Origin of the sequence: Pseudomonas sp. Pseusp3 (assembly GCF_047304225.1) — a bacterium.
GTDB classification, from domain to species: Bacteria; Pseudomonadota; Gammaproteobacteria; order Pseudomonadales; family Pseudomonadaceae; genus Aquipseudomonas; species Aquipseudomonas fluorescens_CD.
The window spans coordinates 63,375-81,035 of the sequence record NZ_JBGLYV010000020.1 but is presented as its reverse complement, the minus strand read 5'-3'; the positions used below and the strand labels follow the sequence as shown (position 1 = coordinate 81,035).

At 60.2% G+C, this 17,661-nt stretch carries 18 protein-coding genes; 10 read left to right on the top strand and 8 right to left on the bottom strand.

Annotated elements, in window-relative coordinates; genetic code table 11:
- Positions 1–113: 113 nt before the first annotated feature.
- Complete coding sequence (locus ACCD00_RS09610) at positions 114–1,091, bottom strand: Bug family tripartite tricarboxylate transporter substrate binding protein (RefSeq protein ID WP_085715411.1); 978 nt, start codon at positions 1,089–1,091, stop codon at positions 114–116.
- A gap of 39 nt (positions 1,092–1,130) precedes the next feature.
- Complete coding sequence (locus ACCD00_RS09605; RefSeq protein ID WP_413423924.1) at positions 1,131–2,423, bottom strand: OprD family porin; 1,293 nt, start codon at positions 2,421–2,423, stop codon at positions 1,131–1,133.
- Positions 2,424–2,660: 237 nt separating this feature from the next.
- Between ACCD00_RS09605 and ACCD00_RS09600 the strand changes: the two genes are divergently transcribed.
- On the top strand, positions 2,661–3,332 hold the full coding sequence (locus ACCD00_RS09600) for a response regulator (RefSeq protein ID WP_057400723.1): 672 nt from the start codon (positions 2,661–2,663) through the stop codon (positions 3,330–3,332).
- Positions 3,325–4,713: a sensor histidine kinase gene (locus tag ACCD00_RS09595; protein WP_413423922.1), complete on the top strand. Its 1,389-nt coding sequence runs from the start codon at positions 3,325–3,327 to the stop codon at positions 4,711–4,713. The genes ACCD00_RS09600 and ACCD00_RS09595 overlap by 8 nt, the downstream gene beginning before the upstream one ends.
- A 116-nt stretch (positions 4,714–4,829) precedes the next feature.
- Here ACCD00_RS09595 and ACCD00_RS09590 read toward each other — a convergent pair whose 3' ends face one another.
- Together ACCD00_RS09590 and ACCD00_RS09585 are read right to left on the bottom strand one after the other, a co-directional pair.
- Positions 4,830–5,651, bottom strand: a complete 822-nt coding sequence (locus ACCD00_RS09590) for an HDOD domain-containing protein (protein WP_413423920.1) — start codon at positions 5,649–5,651, stop codon at positions 4,830–4,832.
- Between the two features lie 34 nt (positions 5,652–5,685).
- The gene (locus ACCD00_RS09585; protein WP_413423918.1) at positions 5,686–6,627 is read right to left on the bottom strand and encodes a YgfZ/GcvT domain-containing protein; all 942 of its coding nucleotides are present in this window, start codon (positions 6,625–6,627) and stop codon (positions 5,686–5,688) included.
- Between the two features lie 148 nt (positions 6,628–6,775).
- Between ACCD00_RS09585 and ACCD00_RS09580 the strand changes: the two genes are divergently transcribed.
- Both ACCD00_RS09580 and ACCD00_RS09575 read left to right on the top strand, forming a co-directional pair.
- Positions 6,776–7,030, top strand: coding sequence for a succinate dehydrogenase assembly factor 2 (locus ACCD00_RS09580; protein WP_007979797.1), 255 nt, complete (start codon positions 6,776–6,778; stop codon positions 7,028–7,030).
- Complete coding sequence (locus ACCD00_RS09575) at positions 7,014–7,466, top strand: protein YgfX (RefSeq protein WP_413423916.1); 453 nt, start codon at positions 7,014–7,016, stop codon at positions 7,464–7,466. The genes ACCD00_RS09580 and ACCD00_RS09575 overlap by 17 nt, the downstream gene beginning before the upstream one ends.
- Here the strand turns inward: ACCD00_RS09575 and nadB are convergent.
- Complete coding sequence (nadB, locus tag ACCD00_RS09570) at positions 7,435–9,051, bottom strand: L-aspartate oxidase (protein ID WP_413423914.1); 1,617 nt, start codon at positions 9,049–9,051, stop codon at positions 7,435–7,437. The genes ACCD00_RS09575 and nadB overlap by 32 nt on opposite strands.
- A 552-nt stretch (positions 9,052–9,603) precedes the next feature.
- Between nadB and rpoE the strand changes: the two genes are divergently transcribed.
- From rpoE to ACCD00_RS09550, 4 genes are all read left to right on the top strand, one after another.
- Positions 9,604–10,185 carry an RNA polymerase sigma factor RpoE gene (gene rpoE / locus ACCD00_RS09565; RefSeq protein ID WP_003172477.1) on the top strand — a complete coding sequence of 194 codons (582 nt, stop codon included), beginning with the start codon at positions 9,604–9,606 and terminating at the stop codon, positions 10,183–10,185.
- 31 nt (positions 10,186–10,216) lie between these two features.
- On the top strand, positions 10,217–10,804 hold the full coding sequence (locus ACCD00_RS09560) for a sigma-E factor negative regulatory protein (RefSeq protein WP_413423912.1): 588 nt from the start codon (positions 10,217–10,219) through the stop codon (positions 10,802–10,804).
- 8 nt (positions 10,805–10,812) lie between these two features.
- A complete protein-coding gene (locus tag ACCD00_RS09555) occupies positions 10,813–11,772 on the top strand; it encodes a MucB/RseB C-terminal domain-containing protein (RefSeq protein ID WP_413423910.1) in 960 nt (319 codons plus the stop codon).
- Between the two features lie 178 nt (positions 11,773–11,950).
- Positions 11,951–13,375, top strand: a complete 1,425-nt coding sequence (locus tag ACCD00_RS09550) for a DegQ family serine endoprotease (RefSeq protein WP_413423908.1) — start codon at positions 11,951–11,953, stop codon at positions 13,373–13,375.
- A gap of 77 nt (positions 13,376–13,452) precedes the next feature.
- Here ACCD00_RS09550 and ACCD00_RS09545 read toward each other — a convergent pair whose 3' ends face one another.
- Positions 13,453–14,886, bottom strand: a complete 1,434-nt coding sequence (locus ACCD00_RS09545) for a M48 family metalloprotease (protein WP_413423906.1) — start codon at positions 14,884–14,886, stop codon at positions 13,453–13,455.
- Positions 14,887–14,984: 98 nt separating this feature from the next.
- Here ACCD00_RS09545 and ACCD00_RS09540 point away from each other — a divergent pair, with 98 nt between their 5' ends.
- Both ACCD00_RS09540 and ACCD00_RS09535 read left to right on the top strand, forming a co-directional pair.
- Complete coding sequence (locus tag ACCD00_RS09540) at positions 14,985–15,224, top strand: sulfurtransferase TusA family protein (RefSeq protein ID WP_057400713.1); 240 nt, start codon at positions 14,985–14,987, stop codon at positions 15,222–15,224.
- Between the two features lie 31 nt (positions 15,225–15,255).
- The gene (locus ACCD00_RS09535; protein WP_413423903.1) at positions 15,256–16,326 is read left to right on the top strand and encodes an AI-2E family transporter; all 1,071 of its coding nucleotides are present in this window, start codon (positions 15,256–15,258) and stop codon (positions 16,324–16,326) included.
- A 144-nt stretch (positions 16,327–16,470) separates the two neighbouring features.
- Here ACCD00_RS09535 and ACCD00_RS09530 read toward each other — a convergent pair whose 3' ends face one another.
- Both ACCD00_RS09530 and ACCD00_RS09525 read right to left on the bottom strand, forming a co-directional pair.
- Positions 16,471–16,944 carry a peroxiredoxin gene (locus ACCD00_RS09530; protein WP_110658539.1) on the bottom strand — a complete coding sequence of 158 codons (474 nt, stop codon included), beginning with the start codon at positions 16,942–16,944 and terminating at the stop codon, positions 16,471–16,473.
- Positions 16,945–16,954: 10 nt separating this feature from the next.
- Positions 16,955–17,515: a glycine cleavage system protein R gene (locus ACCD00_RS09525; RefSeq protein ID WP_413423901.1), complete on the bottom strand. Its 561-nt coding sequence runs from the start codon at positions 17,513–17,515 to the stop codon at positions 16,955–16,957.
- Positions 17,516–17,661: the final 146 nt, after the last annotated feature.

The window sequence follows — 17,661 nt, the reverse complement described above, 5'->3', positions numbered from 1 at the left end:
CCCGCCCCCCCCCCCCCAAACCAACAAAAAAAAAAATTTTGTTTTAAACCCTCCGCCAACCGGGGGGGGCGCCCCCCCCGGCGGGGGCCGCCCCAGCCGCTAGACAGAGACGATCACTGGATCAGGCCGAACTCTTTGGCCAGCACTTTGTAGTCCGCGACCTGCTTCTTCACGTAGGTGTCCAGTTCCGGGCCGGTCATGGCGAACGGAAAGAGCTCGCGCTGATCGCGCAGCTTGGCGAAGTCTTCAGAGGCCAGCAGTTTGTCGAAGGCAGCTTTCCACCAGGCGTAGTCTTCATCGCTGACCTTTGGCCCGAGGTAGAAACCGCGCACCACCGGCCAGACGATGTCGTAGCCTTGCTCGCGGGCCGTCGGGATGTCTTTCATTTCCGGCTCGTCCAGACGTTTGTCGGAGAACACCGCCAGCAAGCGCATGTCACCGCTGAGGATGTGCGGCATGGAGTCGGAGATGTCGGTGCTGCCGACCTGGATGTGACCGCCGAGCAGGGCGGTGGCAATTTCACCGCCGCCTTCGAGGGCCACGTAGCGCAGGTCGCGCGGGTTGATTCCCGCGGCCTTGGCGATCAGCGCGGTTTGCATCCAGTCCTGGCTGCCGACGGTGCCGCCGGAACCGATCACCACTTTGCTCGGATCTTTCTTCAGTGCCTTGACCAGATCGTCGAGGGTCTTGTAGGGCGAGTCGCTCTTGACCGCGATGGCGCCATAGCTGGTGCCAACGGCGGCCAGCCAGCGCACGTTGCTTTCATCGAAACGGCCGAACTTGCCTTGGGCCAGGTTCAACAGCGAGCCGCTGGACCAGGCCACCAGGGTGCCAGCATCGGCCGGACGCTGGGCAACCACCGCGTTATACGCCACCGCACCGACACCGCCGGGCATGTAGGTCACGCGCATCGGTTTGGTCAGCAGTTTTTCGTTGATCAGCGCGCTTTGCGCCAGTTTGCAGGTCAGGTCGAAGCCACCGCCGGGCGAGGCCGGGGCGATGCATTCCGGGCGTTTGGGTTCGGCGAGCGCCTGGCCGGTGAACAGCAGGACGCTGGCGGCGAGAGCGATTTTACGCATTGACAGGTTCATTCAAGTCTCCTTGGGAGTTGTTGTTATGGACGTACTGAATTACCAAAGGGCAACGCTATAGCTCACCAGCAGACGCACTTCATCGGCATCGCGAGCGGAGTAGTTGGAACGGTAGGTGGCATTGCGCAGACGCACGGCGACATCCTTGAGCGCGCCGCTTTGTACTACATATTTGATCTCGCTGTTGCGTTCCCATTCCTTGCCTTCGTCACCGTTCTTGAGCTTGATGTTGTCACCGCTCACGTAACGGCTCATGAAGCTCAGACCCGGGACGCCGAGGGTGACGAAGTCGAAGTCATAACGCGCTTGCCAGGAGCGCTCTTCGGCACCGGCAAAGTCGTTGATCTGCACGAAGTTCACCAGATACGGGTCGGTGCCATCCACATACGGGAACGCGCTGTCGCCGGACATGTGCTGGTAGCCCGCGCTGAACTTGTGCCCGCTCAGGGCGTAGCTCACCAGACCGTTGAGGGACTTGTTGTCGATCTTGCCGCCACGGGCCTCGCCCTGGTCATCACTGATGGCAAACCGCAGGTCGCTGGCGAAGGTGCCGGGGCCGAACGGCTGCGAGGCAACCAGCCCGAGATAGTGCTGGTTGTAGACTTCATCGAGTTGCGCGAAGTGGTAGCTGCCGGTGATCTTGTCGGTGAACTTGTAGTCCACGCCGCCAAAGTCGAAGTGTTCGCCGGCCACCGTTCCGGCGAAGCGGCTGTTCTTGTTGTTGAGGGCAACGTCCTCGAAGTCGGTGCTGTCGCGATCCTTGGCCTTGTCCAGGCGCCCGCCGGTGAAGGTCAGGTTCTTGATCTCTTTGGAGGTCAGCATGCCGCCTTCAAAGGTCTGCGGCAGGATGCGCCCGTCGTTGGGCTTGAGGATCGGCAGCTCCGGGATCAGGCTGCCGATTTTCAGCTCGCTGGCGGAGATTTTCACTTTGCCGGTCAGGCCGAGCTTGGAATATTCGTCAGCCGCGCGCCCGTCGTCATGGGTTGGCAGCAGCCCGGTACCGGTGCGGTCCGGGCTCGAATCGAGCTTGACCCCCAGCATGCCCAGCGCATCGACACCGAACCCCACGGTGCCGTCGGTGTAGCCTGATTTCAGATTGAGCATGAACCCCTGGGCCCACTCGTCACGCTTGGATTGCTGGGCACTGGTACCGTCGCGAAAATCGCGATTGAAGTACATGTTGCGGGTTTCGAAAGTGGCCGAGCTGTCTTCGAAGAATGCGGCGTGGCTCAAAGGTGAAAAACCGGCAAGGGCGGCAGCGCTGGCAAGCGCAGTGTGGCTGAAACGGGAGAGGCGGGCAGGCGCGATAGCCTGGGTCTGCAAGGACTGCATGGATGACTTACTCCGTTTATTGTTCTTATTTGTCGAAAACGCTTCGAGGCGTTTTTCGTATCGCTGTATGGCCGCAGCGACGGCAGTCGAAACTGTCCGTGGCTGGACTGTAACGGGCTAACCTTTCGCTAAGCTTTCAGCTGACTTTCACGGTTTTCGGGCTTCACAGCGGCGGTTGCGGCTGTAAACTCCGCGCCAGAGAATGGCGTCGACCATCCCTGAATGAGGTAAAGATCCATGCGTGTCCTGCTCGTCGAAGACCATCTGCAGCTCGCCGAAAGTGTCGCCCAGGCGCTCAAGGGCACCGGGCTGACCGTGGACGTCCTGCACGATGGCGTGGCGGCCGACCTGGCGCTGGGCAGTGAGGAATACGCCATGGCGATCCTCGACGTCGGCTTGCCGCGCATGGACGGCTTCGAAGTGCTGGCGCGCCTGCGGGCACGGGGCAAGAATCTGCCGGTGTTGATGCTGACCGCGCGCAGCGACGTCAAGGATCGGGTCCACGGCCTCAACCTTGGCGCCGACGATTACCTGGCCAAGCCGTTCGAACTGACCGAACTCGAAGCCCGGGTCAAAGCCCTGTTGCGCCGCAGTGTGCTGGGCGGTGAACGCATTCAGCGTTGCGGTGTGCTGGCCTATGACCTGGAAACCCGGCGCTTCACCCTCGGCGAAGAATTGCTGACCCTGACTTCCCGCGAGCAAGCCGTACTCGAAGCCCTGATCGCACGCCCCGGTCGGGTGATGAGCAAGGAGCAATTGGCGTCGCAAGTGTTTGGTCTCGATGAGGAGGCCAGCCCCGATGCGATCGAAATCTATGTGCACCGCCTGCGCAAGAAACTCGATGGCCAGCCGGTCGCCATCGTGACGTTCCGGGGCCTCGGTTACTTGCTGGAAAGCCGCGATGCATAAGCCCAGCAGCCTGCGCTGGCGGTTGCTGTGGAACCTCGCGCTGTTGCTGGTGGTTTTGATGCTGGCCAGCGGGTTGAGCGCCTACTGGTACGGTCGCGAAGCCGCCGACACGGCCTATGACCGGACCTTGCTGGCCTCGGCGCGGACCATCGCCGCCGGTGTCTCCCAGCGCGACGGCAGCCTGAGTGCCGACGTGCCCTACGTGGCCCTCGATACGTTTGCCTACGACAGTGCCGGGCGAATTTTCTACCTGGTCAACGACATCAATCAGAAGCTGATTTCCGGTTACGAAAACCTGCCCGCGCCACCGCCGGGAACGCCGCGCACCGATGACTATCCAGCGCTGGCGCGTTTCTACAACGCCCAGTACCGCGGGCAGAACGTACGCGTGGTGAGCCTGCTCAAGCCCGTGAGCGACCCGAACATGAATGGCATGGCGGAAATCCGCGTGGCGGAAACCGATGAAGCGCGCGTCAGCATGGCCCGCAGCCTGGCGGCGGATACGTTGCTACGCCTGGGCATGCTGGCAATCGGTGCGTTGATGCTGGTGTGGTTTGCGGTGAGTGCCGCGTTGCGCCCGCTGGAGCGCTTGCGCACGGCGGTGGAAGAGCGCCAGCCGGACGATCTGCGTCCTTTACCGTTGGTGGAAGTGCAGCGCGAATTGTGGCCGCTGGTGCGCGCACTCAATCACTTTACCGAGCGCTTGCGCGGCCAGTTCGAGAAACAGGCGCAATTCATTGCCGATGCCGCCCATGAACTGCGCACGCCATTGGCAGCGCTCAAGGCGCGACTGGAGCTGGGCATGCGCTCGGCTGAGCCCGATACCTGGCGCAGCACGCTGGAAACCGCTGCCCAGGGCACCGATCGCTTGACCCATCTGGCCAATCAGTTGCTGTCCCTGGCACGGGTCGAAAATGGCGCCCGGGCGATTGCCGAAGGCGGCGCGCAGTTACTCGACCTGAGTCAGTTGGCTCGGGAGCTGGGCATGGCCATGGCGCCGTTGGCCCACAAGCGCGGCATTGCGCTGGCGCTGGAAGCGGATGAATCCGTCTGGTTGCGGGGCGAGCCGACGCTACTGAACGAACTGCTGAGCAATCTGGTGGATAACGCCCTGGCTCACACGCCGCCCGGTGGCAACGTGATTCTGCGCGTCTCGGCGCCCGCCGTGCTGGAAGTCGAAGATGATGGCCCCGGCATCCCTCTTGAAGAGCGCGATCGGGTATTCGAGCGCTTTTACCGACGCAATCAGCAAGTGGCCGGTTCCGGATTGGGGTTGGCGATTGTCGGCGAGATCTGTCGTGCGCACCTGGCACAGATCAGCCTGCACGATGGAGAGCACGCAGGGTTGAAGGTGCGGGTGAGTTTTATTGCGGGGGAGTGATGCAGCGCCTGTTCGGACCTCTTCGCGAGCAAGCCCGCTCCCACACTGGATCTATGCAGCACCACAAATCCCTGTGGGAGCGGGCTTGCTCGCGAAGGGGGCGACGCGGTCTTTGATCAGTAAAACATCGTGCGAGTTTCTTCCAGATCGGCGCACATCGCCGCGTCGTCGAAGTCGATTCCGAGCACCCTGTAGGCAGGCACATTCAGCGCATCGGTACGGGCAAGCGGATGATCGGTGTCCTGGAAGCAATACAGGCTGGCCACCTGCACCAGATCCACATAGTCGACCTGCGCAGACTGGCGTTTGAAGTTCAGGTATAGCCGCGGCACTTGCACCAGCATGTCGGGAAATTCCCAGACCCTGAGCAGTTTTTCGCCGATCAGCGGATGAATCTGGTCGATTACATGGTTGAGGCTGACCGGGTCGGACAGCAGCTCATAGTGATCTTCGGCGTAGGTCAGGATCGGCAGCACGCCGATCTGATGCACCAGCCCCCCAAGGGCCGCCTGATCGGGCTTGAGCTGGGTGTAGCTGCGGCACAACGCATAGCTGACACCGGCGATTTCCAGGCTTTTACGCCAGACATCGCGCATCTTCTGTTCCACCACGTCGGACCGGGCATGGAAAATCTGCTCCATGACCAGGCCGATCGCCAGATTGCTGCTGTAGTTGATGCCCAGGCGGGTGATCGCCGTGTGCAAATCGGTGACTTCCTGGGTCGCGCGCAGCAACGGGCTATTGACCACCTTGATCAGGCGCGCCGACAACGCGGCATCGCGGCCGATCACTTTGCTCAGGGTGCTGATGCTGATTTCCGGGTTTTCTGCAGCCCTGCGAATTTGCAGGGCCACTTCCGGTAACGTTGGCAGAACCAGGTCATCGTTATTGATGGCCTCAACCAAATCCTTTTGGACCTTTTCCGCCAGCTCGCTCATTTAGTCTCTCTAGGTGTCGCGCCAAGTGCTGCCGTTATTGCTGGATTTCGCGATCGCGGTCCAGTTCATAAGGCAGGTCGAGCAGTTGCAGGGACGGTCCTTCGAGCGCGCCCAGGTGGATGTCTCCACTCTCTGCTGCTTCGGCTTGCAACACCGCCAGGAGTTCGATGTTCTGCCCGGCGCGGGCAGCCAGCACCACTTCGCCGATGGAACTGCCGTGGGTCGGGGAAAACAGCGCGATACCCGGTTCAGGCAGCTCGCTGGCAGCCAGTTGCAGGCGATACAGGCGGCGCTTGAGTTTGCCCAGGTACTGCATCCGCGCAACGATTTCCTGCCCGGTGTAGCAGCCTTTCTTGAAACTCACGCCGCCGACCGCTTGCAGGTTGAGCATCTGCGGGATGAACAACTCGCGGGTGCCGGGCATGACCTGACCGATCCCTGCGCGGACCTGACCCAGCAGCCACTGGTTCAGGTCGCCTTCGCTCAGCACGGCCGACAGCTTGCCTTTGACCGCATCGGCTTGACCGGCGGCGACCCACAACTCGGCGCGTTCCGGCGAGACACGGATGGCGATCAGTCCATCGCCGCGCACGACGCTGTCGGTTTCTGCCGGCAGGTCCAGACCGAGGCTGGCCAGTGCAGCATCGCCATGGTCAACGCCCAAGCGCACCCAGGCGGCACTTTCGTCGGTCAGTTTCGATTTGGAGAACACCGCGTATTTTTTCAGGTCCGCCAGTTGCGGTTCGAGCAATTCGGTGGCCATGGCCAGGACCACGCCGTCACCTTCGAGCAGGATGCGGAAACTCGATTGCATCCGGCCTTTTTGCGTGCAGCGCGCACCGAGGCTGGCCCGGGAATCGCTCAGGTAGTTGAGATTGCAGGTCAGTTGGCCTTGCAGGAATTTGCTGGCGTCCGCGCCGCGGACCGCGAGAACACCTTCATGAGAAAGCGTGCAGAAAAAAGCAGAATCGGCCATGAGTCATCGCAGGGTAAAGAGTCTGGCGGACATCATAAGGTGGCGCCTTCGAAATGGGTAGTTCACAAAGGATCGCCGGTGCCGACCAAAGCCGACTGTTCGACGGGGCGCGGGCCTGTATACTTGCGGCCTATTTGAGGAGCGCTCCATGGTCGAAGATGTTGAACTGAACCGCCTCTTTTGGCACAGCCGCCGCGGCATGCTTGAGCTTGACGTGTTGCTGGTGCCGTTCACGAAAGAGGTTTACGCAACGCTCAACGAGGTAGATCGCGCGTTGTACGTCCGACTGCTGACGTGTGAGGATCAGGACATGTTCGGCTGGTTCATGGAACGCAGCGAATCCGAGGATCCTGAACTGCAGCGCATGGTTCGCATGATCCTGGATCGTGTCCAGCCCAAGTAACGGGTTCGAATGCCGCTGGCATGCCTCACGGCAGTTGCTGGCGGCGTATCTCTTGGCCCAGCTGTTCGCGTTGGGTTCGTTGTGTCTACTGTCGATTCCGGTCTGGGCCAGCTCGCTCGGCGTCGCGCTGTGCGTGGCTCACGGAGCCTGGCTGTTGCCCCGGCAGATCCTGCTGACGCACCCGCAGGCATTTTGCGGCTTGCGACGCGACGCCGATGGCTGGCAGTTGTGGAGTCGGGCCAAGGGTTGGCAGCCCGTCCAATTAAGGCCGGACAGCCTGGCGCTGCCGTTGGTGGTGGTACTGCGTTTCCGTCTGCGTGGCGAGCGCCGGGTCAGGGCCATTTGCGTGCCCCGGGATGCGCAGGCGGCGGATGTGCACCGACGCCTGCGGGTGCGGCTCAAATTCAGCCGACGTAGGTGGGCGGCACCAGAATAGTGTCCAGCGCGACCGGCAACATGTCCGGGTAGTCGAGGGTGTAATGCAGGCCGCGGCTTTCCTTGCGCTCCATGGCTGACAGAATCATCAGCTCGGCAACCTGGGCAAGGTTGCGCAGTTCGATCAGGTCCCGGCTGACCTTGTAGTTGCTGTAGAACTCGTCGATTTCATCCAGCAACAATTGCACACGGTGTTGCGCCCGTTGCAGGCGCTTGTTGGTGCGCACGATGCCGACGTAGTCCCACATGAACCGCCGCAGTTCATCCCAGTTGTGCGCAATGATCACGTCTTCATCGGAATCGGTGACCTGGCTCGCGTCCCAGGCGGGAAGGGGGGCTGGCATCGAAATCGTGGGCAACTGTTCGATAATGTCCGCGGCCGCCGAACGGGCATAAACGAAACATTCCAGCAGCGAGTTGCTGGCCATGCGGTTGGCGCCGTGCAGGCCGGTGAAACTGGTTTCGCCAATGGCGTACAGTCCCGGCACATCGGTGCGGCCCTGTTGATCGACCATCACACCGCCGCAGGTGTAGTGCGCCGCCGGGACCACCGGAATCGGTTGTCTGGTGATGTCGATGGAAAATTCCAGGCAGCGTTCGTACACCGTCGGGAAGTGCGTCTTGATGAACGCTTCGGGCTTGTGGCTGATGTCCAGATAGACGCAGTCGACGCCCAGGCGCTTCATCTCATGGTCGATGGCCCGGGCGACGATGTCCCGTGGCGCCAACTCTGCCCGTGGATCGAAACGCGGCATGAAGCGCTCGCCGTTGGGCAGCTTCAGGTGGGCACCTTCGCCTCGCAGGGCTTCGGTGATCAGGAAGCTCTTGGCTTGCGGGTGATACAGGCAAGTGGGGTGGAACTGATTGAATTCCAGGTTCGCCACCCGGCAGCCCGAGCGCCAGGCCATGGCGATGCCATCGCCGCAGGCGCCGTCAGGGTTGCTGGTGTACAGGTAAACCTTGGCCGCTCCACCAGAGGCGAGGATCACAAAACGGGCACCATAGGTGTCGACTTCGCCGGTGCCGCGATTGAGCACATAAGCGCCGAGGCAGCGATCACCTTCAAGTCCCAGGCGTTTCTCCGTGATCAGGTCAACCGCAACCCGCTGTTCCAGCAGTTCGATGTTCGGTCTTTTCCTGGCCTGGTCGAGCAGGGTTGTAAAAATGGCAGCGCCGGTGGCATCGGCGGCGTGGATGATGCGCCGGTGGCTGTGACCGCCCTCGCGGGTCAGGTGGAACTCGAACCCGCCATCTTCGTTGCTCGAGTGTTCATCGCGGGTAAAGGGCACGCCTTGGTCGATCAGCCATTGAATCGCTTCCTTGCTGTGCTCGACGGTAAAGCGCACGGCGTCCTCATGGCACAGGCCGCCGCCGGCATTGAGGGTGTCATCGACATGGGATTCAACGGTATCGGTGTCATCCAGCACGGCCGCAACGCCGCCCTGGGCCCAGAACGTCGAGCCATTGGCGAGGTTGCCCTTGCTCAGAACGGCGATGCGCAAATGACCGGGCAAGGTCAGCGCAAGGCTCAAGCCGGCAGCACCGCTGCCAATTACCAGAACATCGTGTTGAAACTGTTGGCTCATTTCAGGATTCCGCTCAAAGCGACCCGGGTCGGGGGTGGCGCAGCCGGACTGGCGAGTAGAGTCGGCCGTACAGCCCACTAGTATATAGAGGGGGGGAGCGGCACAATACCCGAGCCAGCATGGCATTGTGAAACTACTGTGACGTAAAACAACGGTCGGTTCGTCGGATGTTTTTCTGCCCGTTGGGCGCGAGAATGACTGTATCGCCGATTTAACAGTCATTTTCGCTTCACGGTTGCACAATGTTGGTTCGGCACAGCTATAAATATTTGGAACTTTTGCCAAAGGGCCAAGATCAATAGACGGTTGCCTGAAACAAGGGACAGCGTCGGCTTCAGTCAAGGATTGCGGTTCGATCCTTGTCGAAGAATCCGATGACAAGATTATTCGCGCAGCCGGGTCAACTCGCGCTGCGCTTTTCGTGCGTGCCAAATCAGAGCCCGCAGGAAACTTGCCTGGAGGGGGAGAACTTTTGCGAAAAGCCCGAGTCTATGTTTGCAAGTCTGGTCGTTTGGTTCTGCAAGCCTCCTCCGAGCTCATCGAGGAGTGTTCATGCTAACCCAGGAAGAGGATCAGCAACTGGTCGAACGCGTTCAGCGCGGCGACAAGCGTGCTTTCGATCTGCTAGTGCTGAAATACCAGCACAAAATTCTCGGGTTGATCGTGCGTTTCGTGCACGACACCCATGAAGCCCAGGATGTGGCACAAGAAGCCTTTATCAAGGCATACCGTGCACTTGGAAATTTTCGCGGAGACAGCGCGTTTTATACGTGGCTTTACCGCATCGCCATCAACACGGCGAAAAACTATCTGGTTTCACGCGGCCGTCGGCCGCCGGATAGCGATGTCAGTTCCGAGGATGCAGAGTTCTACGATGGCGATCATGGCCTCAAGGATCTCGAGTCGCCAGAACGGGCTTTGCTGCGGGATGAGATCGAAGGCACCGTCCATCGAACCATTCAGCAACTGCCGGAAGATTTGCGTACGGCTCTAACTTTACGTGAGTTTGATGGTCTGAGTTACGAGGACATTGCGAGCGTCATGCAATGTCCGGTAGGCACCGTGCGCTCCCGGATCTTCCGCGCCCGGGAGGCCATCGACAAAGCCCTGCAGCCGTTGTTGCAGGAAAACTAAAGACAGCGGCGACAGCCAAGAGAGGAACGCCATGAGTCGTGAAGCCCTGCAGGAATCGCTGTCCGCAGTGATGGATAACGAAGCGGACGAATTGGAATTGCGTCGGGTATTGAATGCCTGTGACGATGTTGAAACCCGTGATACCTGGGCTCGTTATCAGATCGCTCGGGCAGTGATGCACAAGGATCTGCTGCTTCCACGTCTGGACATCGCTGCGGCTGTTTCTGCTGCCCTGGCTGACGAAGCCGTACCGGCAAAACCTTCCCGCGGTCCATGGCGCAGCCTGGGTCGTCTGGCGGTCGCAGCTTCCGTGACCCTGGCGGTGCTGGCCGGTGTGCGTCTGTACAACCAGGATGAGATCGCCGGTGTCGAACTGGCCCAGCAATCCAGTCAACCCGCATTGGCCGTTCCTCAAGTAAAAGGCCCTGCTGTCCTGGCAGGCTACAATGAGAGTTCGGAAGCCACCGGCCCAATGGCCAACGGCGTTTTGCAAGGTCAGCCAGGCTGGCACGATCAGCGTCTGCCAGGTTACTTGCGCCAACATGCACAACAGGCTGCACTGAAAGGTACTGAGAGCGCTCTGCCTTACGCTCGTGCCGCAAGCCTGGAAAACCGTTAAGGAGGATCATGCGCGCCATACCTCTATTTTCGCTTCTGCTCAGTGGCTGGTTCATCGTTCCAGCCCAAGCCGATGATGCCCAGGACTGGTTGACACGCCTGGGCCAGGCAGAGCAACAGCAGAGCTTTCAGGGTACTTTCGTCTACGAGCGTAACGGTAGTTTTTCTACCCATAACATCTGGCACCGTGTCCAGGATGGAAAGGTCCGCGAGCGATTGATCCAGCTCGACGGTTCCGCTCAGGAAGTCGTGCGCATTGATGGGCATACTCAATGCGTCAGCGGCACACTGATAGCAGGGCTTGGGGACTCCCCCAACTCCGCTGCCCGTGCACTCGATCCTCAAAAGCTCAAGAATTGGTATGACCTCGCTGTCGTCGGCAAGTCGCGTGTCGCCGGGCGTCCTGCAGTGATCGTCTCGCTGACACCCCGCGATCAACACCGCTATGGTTTTGAACTGCATCTGGACAAGGAAACCGGCCTGCCTCTGAAGTCTTTGCTATTGGACGACAAGGGGCGGTTGCTGGAGCGCTTCCAGTTCACGCAACTGGATACCAAAGACGATCCTTCCGAAGGCGACCTGCAGGCCAGTACCGATTGCAAGCCGGTCAACCTCGAAAGTGACAAGGCTTCTGCCGTCAAGACTGCCCAGGTCTGGCGATCCGACTGGTTGCCGCCGGGCTTCGAGCTGACCAGCAGCACCGCTCGCAAGGATCCGGAGACCAAAACCCAGGTCAATAGCCTGTTGTATGACGATGGTCTGGCGCGCTTTTCGGTATTCCTCGAGCCGTTGAATGGCGCAACAGTCACCGACACCCGTACTCAGTTGGGGCCGACCGTTGCGGTTTCCCGGCGCTTGACCACGGCACAGGGTGAGATGATGGTGACCGTCGTCGGCGAGATACCGGTCGGTACTGCTGAGCGGATAGCGCTTTCGATGCGTACCGACGCTGCTGCAACCAAGCAGTGAGCTAAATTCGAAATGTTTCGTGAGCATTTCAATTTGCAAATTTCCCATAAATTTCTTATAGGTCAGAGCCCCTCGGCTCTGGCCTTGTTTGTTGTTCCCGGAACAAAAATACCGGCGTATTGTTCCCGGTGTTCCTTGCTCCATATCGCTTAACCATGCTCGTCGTAACGGGAGCCGTATGTCGATACCACGCTTGAAGTCCTACCTTTCCATAATTGCCACCGTGCTGGTGCTCGGTCAGGCGGTCACCGCCCAAGCGGTCGAATTGCCTGACTTTACGCAACTGGTCGAACAGGCCTCGCCTGCGGTCGTGAACATCAGTACCACGCAAAAGCTGCCGGATCGCAAAGTCAGCCAGCAAATGCCCGACCTCGAAGGCTTGCCGCCAATGCTGCGCGAATTCTTCGAGCGGGGCATGCCGCCGCAATCGCGTTCACCTCGCGACCGTCAGCGTGAGGCCACTTCCCTGGGCTCGGGTTTCATCATCTCTACTGATGGCTACATCCTGACCAACAACCACGTGATCGCCGATGCTGACGAAATCCTCGTTCGTCTGGCTGATCGCAGCGAAATGAAAGCCAAGCTGATCGGTACCGATCCACGTTCCGACGTGGCGCTGCTGAAAATCGAAGGCAAGGATCTGCCCGTGCTCAAGCTCGGCAAATCCCAGGACCTGAAGGCCGGCCAATGGGTTGTCGCGATCGGTTCGCCATTCGGCTTTGACCACACGGTGACCCAAGGTATCGTCAGCGCCGTCGGTCGCAGCCTGCCGAACGAAAACTATGTGCCGTTCATCCAGACCGACGTGCCGATCAACCCCGGCAACTCGGGCGGCCCGCTGTTCAACCTGAACGGTGAGGTGGTCGGGATCAACTCGCAGATCTATACCCGCTCCGGTGGCTTCATGGGGGTGTCGTTTGCAATCCCGATCGACGTGGCAATGGATGTTTCCAATCAGCTGAAATCCGGTGGCAAGGTCAGCCGTGGCTGGCTGGGTGTCGTGATTCAGGAAGTGAGCAAGGACCTGGCCGAGTCGTTCGGTCTGGAGAAACCTGCGGGTGCGCTGGTTGCCCAGATCCAGGATGATGGCCCGGCTGCCAAGGGTGGCCTGCAAGTTGGCGACGTGATCCTGAGCATGAACGGTCAGCCAATCGTCATGTCGGCCGACCTGCCGCATCTCGTTGGCGCATTGAAGGCTGGCTCCAAGGCCAATCTGGAAGTGATTCGTGACGGCAAGCGCAAGAATGTCGAACTGACGGTCGGCGCGATTCCGGAAGAAGGCAAGGAGCTGGATGCGCTGCCAAAATCCAGCATCGAGCGCAGCAGCAATCGTCTCGGTGTTTCCGTGGTCGAGCTGACTGACGAGCAAAAGAAAACCTACGACCTCAAAGGTGGTGTGCTGATCAAGGAAGTACAGGACGGTCCTGCCGCCATGATCGGCTTGCAGCCGGGTGATGTGATCACCCACCTGAACAACCAGGCCATCGGTTCCACCAAGGAGTTCGCGGACATCGCCAAGGCACTGCCAAAGAACCGCTCGGTGTCGATGCGGGTACTGCGTCAGGGTCGTGCGAGCTTTATCACCTTCAAACTGGCTGAATAACCCGGTTGTCGGTTGAATAAAAAACCGCCTCGTAAGAGGCGGTTTTTTTATGTCCGGACTTCTTGTCTCCGAGGGCGTCAGCCCATCATGTCCTTGATCATGCGCTCCTGTTCCATCAGTTCGCGTTGCCGCGCGTCGATCCGCGAAGACAGCGGGAAGTTGCTGCCGGCCTTGCGCTTGGCGAAGTCCAGTTGCTGGATGGCCTGTTTGTAATCCCCGACCAGCGCAAAATACTCGGCACGAGCCTGATGCAGGCCGATGATATTGCCCGACAGGCCGCGCGTCTCGGCAACCTGATACCACACGTCCGGGTCGTCCGGACGCGACTTGAGCAGGCCTTCGAGGGCTTTCTCCGCTTCGCCGGCGCGGTTCTGCTTCAGCAGCAGGTCGACGCGCACCTGATTCAGCGGGTAGTTGCCAGGGTATTGGGTTATCAATCGGTCAACCCGGGACTGGGCATCCGGCAGGCGATTGTTGGTGATGTCCAGATCCACCTGGGCCAGGTTATAGATGATTTCGTTGGGTGACCTGGCCAGCAGCTGCTTGAGGTTTTCCCGTGCTTCGTTCAGTTGGCCGCCCTTGATCTGGGCGATCGCCAGGCCGTAGCGCGCCACGTCGTTTTTCGGATTCTCGTCGAGCTGGGCGCGGAAGCGCTTGGCACCGAGCCCCGGGGTCTCTTCATAGATCAACTGGACGCGCGCGCGGATCAGTTGATAACGCATGCTGTCTTCGACGCCGCCCTTTGGCGCCTGTTCGGCACGGTTGCGGGTGTCGGCGATACGCGATTCGGTGACCGGGTGAGTCAGCAGGAATTCCGGTGGCTTGGCATCGTAGCGGTACTGACGCATCAAGCGTTCGAACATGGTGGGCATCGACCGGGGGTCATAACCGGCCTTTTCCAGATTGAGAATGCCGATGCGATCGGCTTCCTGTTCGTTCTGGCGGGAGAATCGCCGTTGTTCCTGAATGGCCGCGGCCTGTGTGCCGGCAATGGTTGCGATCCCCGCGTTACCGCCGCCTGCGGCTGCAATCACGATACCGGCCAGCAATGCAGCCATCATCGGTACTTGCATGCGTTGCTGCGCTTCGACGCCCCGGGCAAAGTGGCGCTGCGACAAGTGAGCCAGTTCGTGCGCCAGTACCGAGGCATATTCGCCTTCGGTCTGGGCATTGAGGAACAGGCCACCGTTGACCCCGACGATCCCGCCCGGCGCGGCAAAAGCGTTGAGCTGCGGGCTGTTGATCAGGATGAACTCCAGGCGCCGGTCGGTGACCTGGCTGGTCTCCACCAGCCGGTAAACGCTGGATTCCACGTAATCCTTGAGTTGCGGATCGTTTAGCTGCGAGACCTGGCTGCGCAGCATTGCCAGCCAGGCCCGGCCAAGCTGGTATTCCTGTTGCGGTGAGACAATGGCAGAACTGGCGTCGCCGAGTGACGGCAGGTCGTCGGCGAAGCCCGGTGAGGCGAGCAGGCAAGCGAGCGTCAGCAGGGTAGGGCGCAAAAATGTCATGCACAAAGCCTTAGTCGACAAAGACCTTACTGTAGCCGGACACCGGCGTTGCGACCAGATATTCTAGGCAACTCAACCACCTGACCCGGAGTGATGCAATGACCGACGCTGTAGCCCATGACGTTGAACTGGACGCCAGTGGCCTGAATTGCCCGTTGCCGTTGCTCAAGGCCAAGATGGAACTCAACCGGATGGTCAGTGGTGCGGTCCTCAAGGTCATCGCCACCGATGCAGGTTCGCAGCGCGACTTTCGCACCTTTGCCCGATTGGCCGGTCATACCCTGCTTCGTGAAGAAGATGACGCGGGTGTTTACCGCTATTGGTTGAAAAAAGCCTGAAATCGGCTGCGTTTACTCCTAAGGATTATTGATGTTCAAAGTGTTACGCGACTGGATTCAGCGCTATTTCTCCGATGAAGAAGCGGTGGTGCTGGCTGTCCTGCTGTTTCTGGCGTTCACCGCCGTGCTGACCCTGGGCGGTATGCTGGCGCCGGTGCTCGCCGGGATGGTGCTGGCGTACCTGATGCAGGGGCTGGTGGTGGCTCTCGAGCGCTTGCGCGTGCCGGGTTGGGCCGCGGTGGGGCTGGTCTTTGCGTTATTCATGGGGTTGTTACTGGTATTCATCGTGGTTGTCGTGCCGTTGCTGTGGCACCAGTTGATTACGTTGTTCAATGAGTTGCCCGGCATGCTGGCCAAGTGGCAGTCGCTGTTGCTGCTGCTGCCCGAACGCTATCCGCACCTGGTATCCGATGAGCAAGTGTTGCGGGCCATCGAAGTGGCGCGGGGCGAAATCGGCAAGTTTGGTCAGTGGGCACTGACGTTCTCGCTGTCGAGCCTGCCCTTGCTTGTGAACATCATGATCTACCTGGTGCTGGTGCCGATCCTGGTGTTTTTCTTCCTCAAGGATCGGGCCATGATCGGCCAGTGGGTGCGCGGTTACCTGCCCCGTGAGCGGGCGTTGATCACCCGGGTCGCGCATGTCATGAACCGGCAGATCGCCAACTACATTCGCGGCAAGGTCATCGAAATCTTCATTTGCGGTGGCGTGACCTATATCGCCTTTGTTGTTCTCGAGCTCAACTACGCGGCGTTGCTGGCACTGCTGGTGGGGATTTCGGTGGTGGTGCCTTATGTCGGCGCCGTGGTGGTGACTGTGCCGGTGTTTCTGATTGCGCTGTTCCAGTGGGGCTGGAGCGATCAGTTCATTTACCTGATGGCGGTTTACGGGATCATCCAGACGCTGGATGGCAACGTGCTGGTGCCTTTGCTGTTCTCGGAGGCGGTCAACCTGCACCCGGTGGCGATCATTTGCGCGGTGCTGCTGTTTGGCGGGTTGTGGGGCTTCTGGGGGGTGTTCTTTGCGATTCCCCTGGCGACGCTGTTCAAGGCTGTGCTGGACGCCTGGCCGCGCAAGGAGCCGGTGGTGGCGCCGCTGCTTTAACTGTCAGCTTTGATTTTTTCAGTGAGGCTGATGGCCCCTTCGCGAGCAAGCCCGCTCCCACAGTTAACCGAGTTGTTCAGAAAAACACGGTCCAATGTGGGAGCGGGCTTGCTCGCGAAAGCGTCCGGATAGGCGCTAGAGGAATCAGGCTTTATTCAGGGCCTGAGCGGCAGCCAAAACGGCATCAACATGCCCCGGCACTTTCACGCCGCGCCATTCCTGGCGCAACACGCCTTTGGCGTCGATCAGGAACGTGCTGCGATCCACGCCCATGTATTCCTTGCCGTAGAGCTTTTTCAGCTTGATCACGTCGAACAGCTGGCAGATGGCTTCGTCCTTGTCGCTGATCAGCTCAAAGGGGAACTCCTGCTTGCACTTGAAGTTCTCGTGGGATTTCAGGCTGTCGCGAGACACGCCGAACACTTCGGTATTGGCGGCCTTGAACGCCGCGTATTGATCACGAAAGCCCTGCCCCTCGGTCGTGCAGCCCGGCGTGCTGTCCTTGGGGTAGAAGTAGATCACCACCTGCTTGCCTTTCAGGCCGGCGAGGCTGACGGTCTGGCCGCTGGTGGCGGGGGCTTCGAAATCGGCAACCGGTTGGTCGATGGCAACGGCCATGAAAGCTTCCTTACATTGGGTTCTGAGGGCGCCAGGGTTCGATCAGGGCGTCCAGGTTCAGCGCGTCGGCAAAATCCAGGAACTGATCGCGCAGCCAGCTGATCTGCACGCCGGGCGGCAAGGTCACGGTAAACGTGGCATTGAGCATGGTGCCGCCGGTCTGCGGAGCCTGATAGGTGTCGCAGGTCAGGTTTTCCAGTTCGACGTTGTGGTCCGTGAAGAACTGGCATAGCTCGTTGATGATGTCCGAGCGGTAGGCCGAGCTCACATAAGCGACGTACGGCAGGGCCTGGGGGCGGTTTTCCAGGGCGGCGCTGCGCACCACGTTGACCGTGAACGCATGCCGCTTGGCCAACACTGGCAGGCTGCCTTCCAGGCGTGCCAGGGCATCCCAGCTACCGGAGATTTCGAGGACCAGCGCACTGCATTCGCCATGACGGGTCAGGCGGGAGGTGACCACCGCGCAGCGGTTTTCATGGCTGGCGCGGCACAGGACGTTGGTCAGCTCCATGGGGTTGGCGCCGAGCGCACTGATGACAAGGAATTGTTCGCGGACTGTGGGGGTGGACATGCAGCATTCCTAAAGCGATGAGCGGTCGGTAGGTTGACAGGCGTTGGCCGTCGGGGTGCGCCTGCGCGTGCCCATTCAGAAAACCCCGGGCTGCGGCTCGCAACTCGCTCCATAATATAGCTGGAGCGCGCAGCGGCGATGCTGGA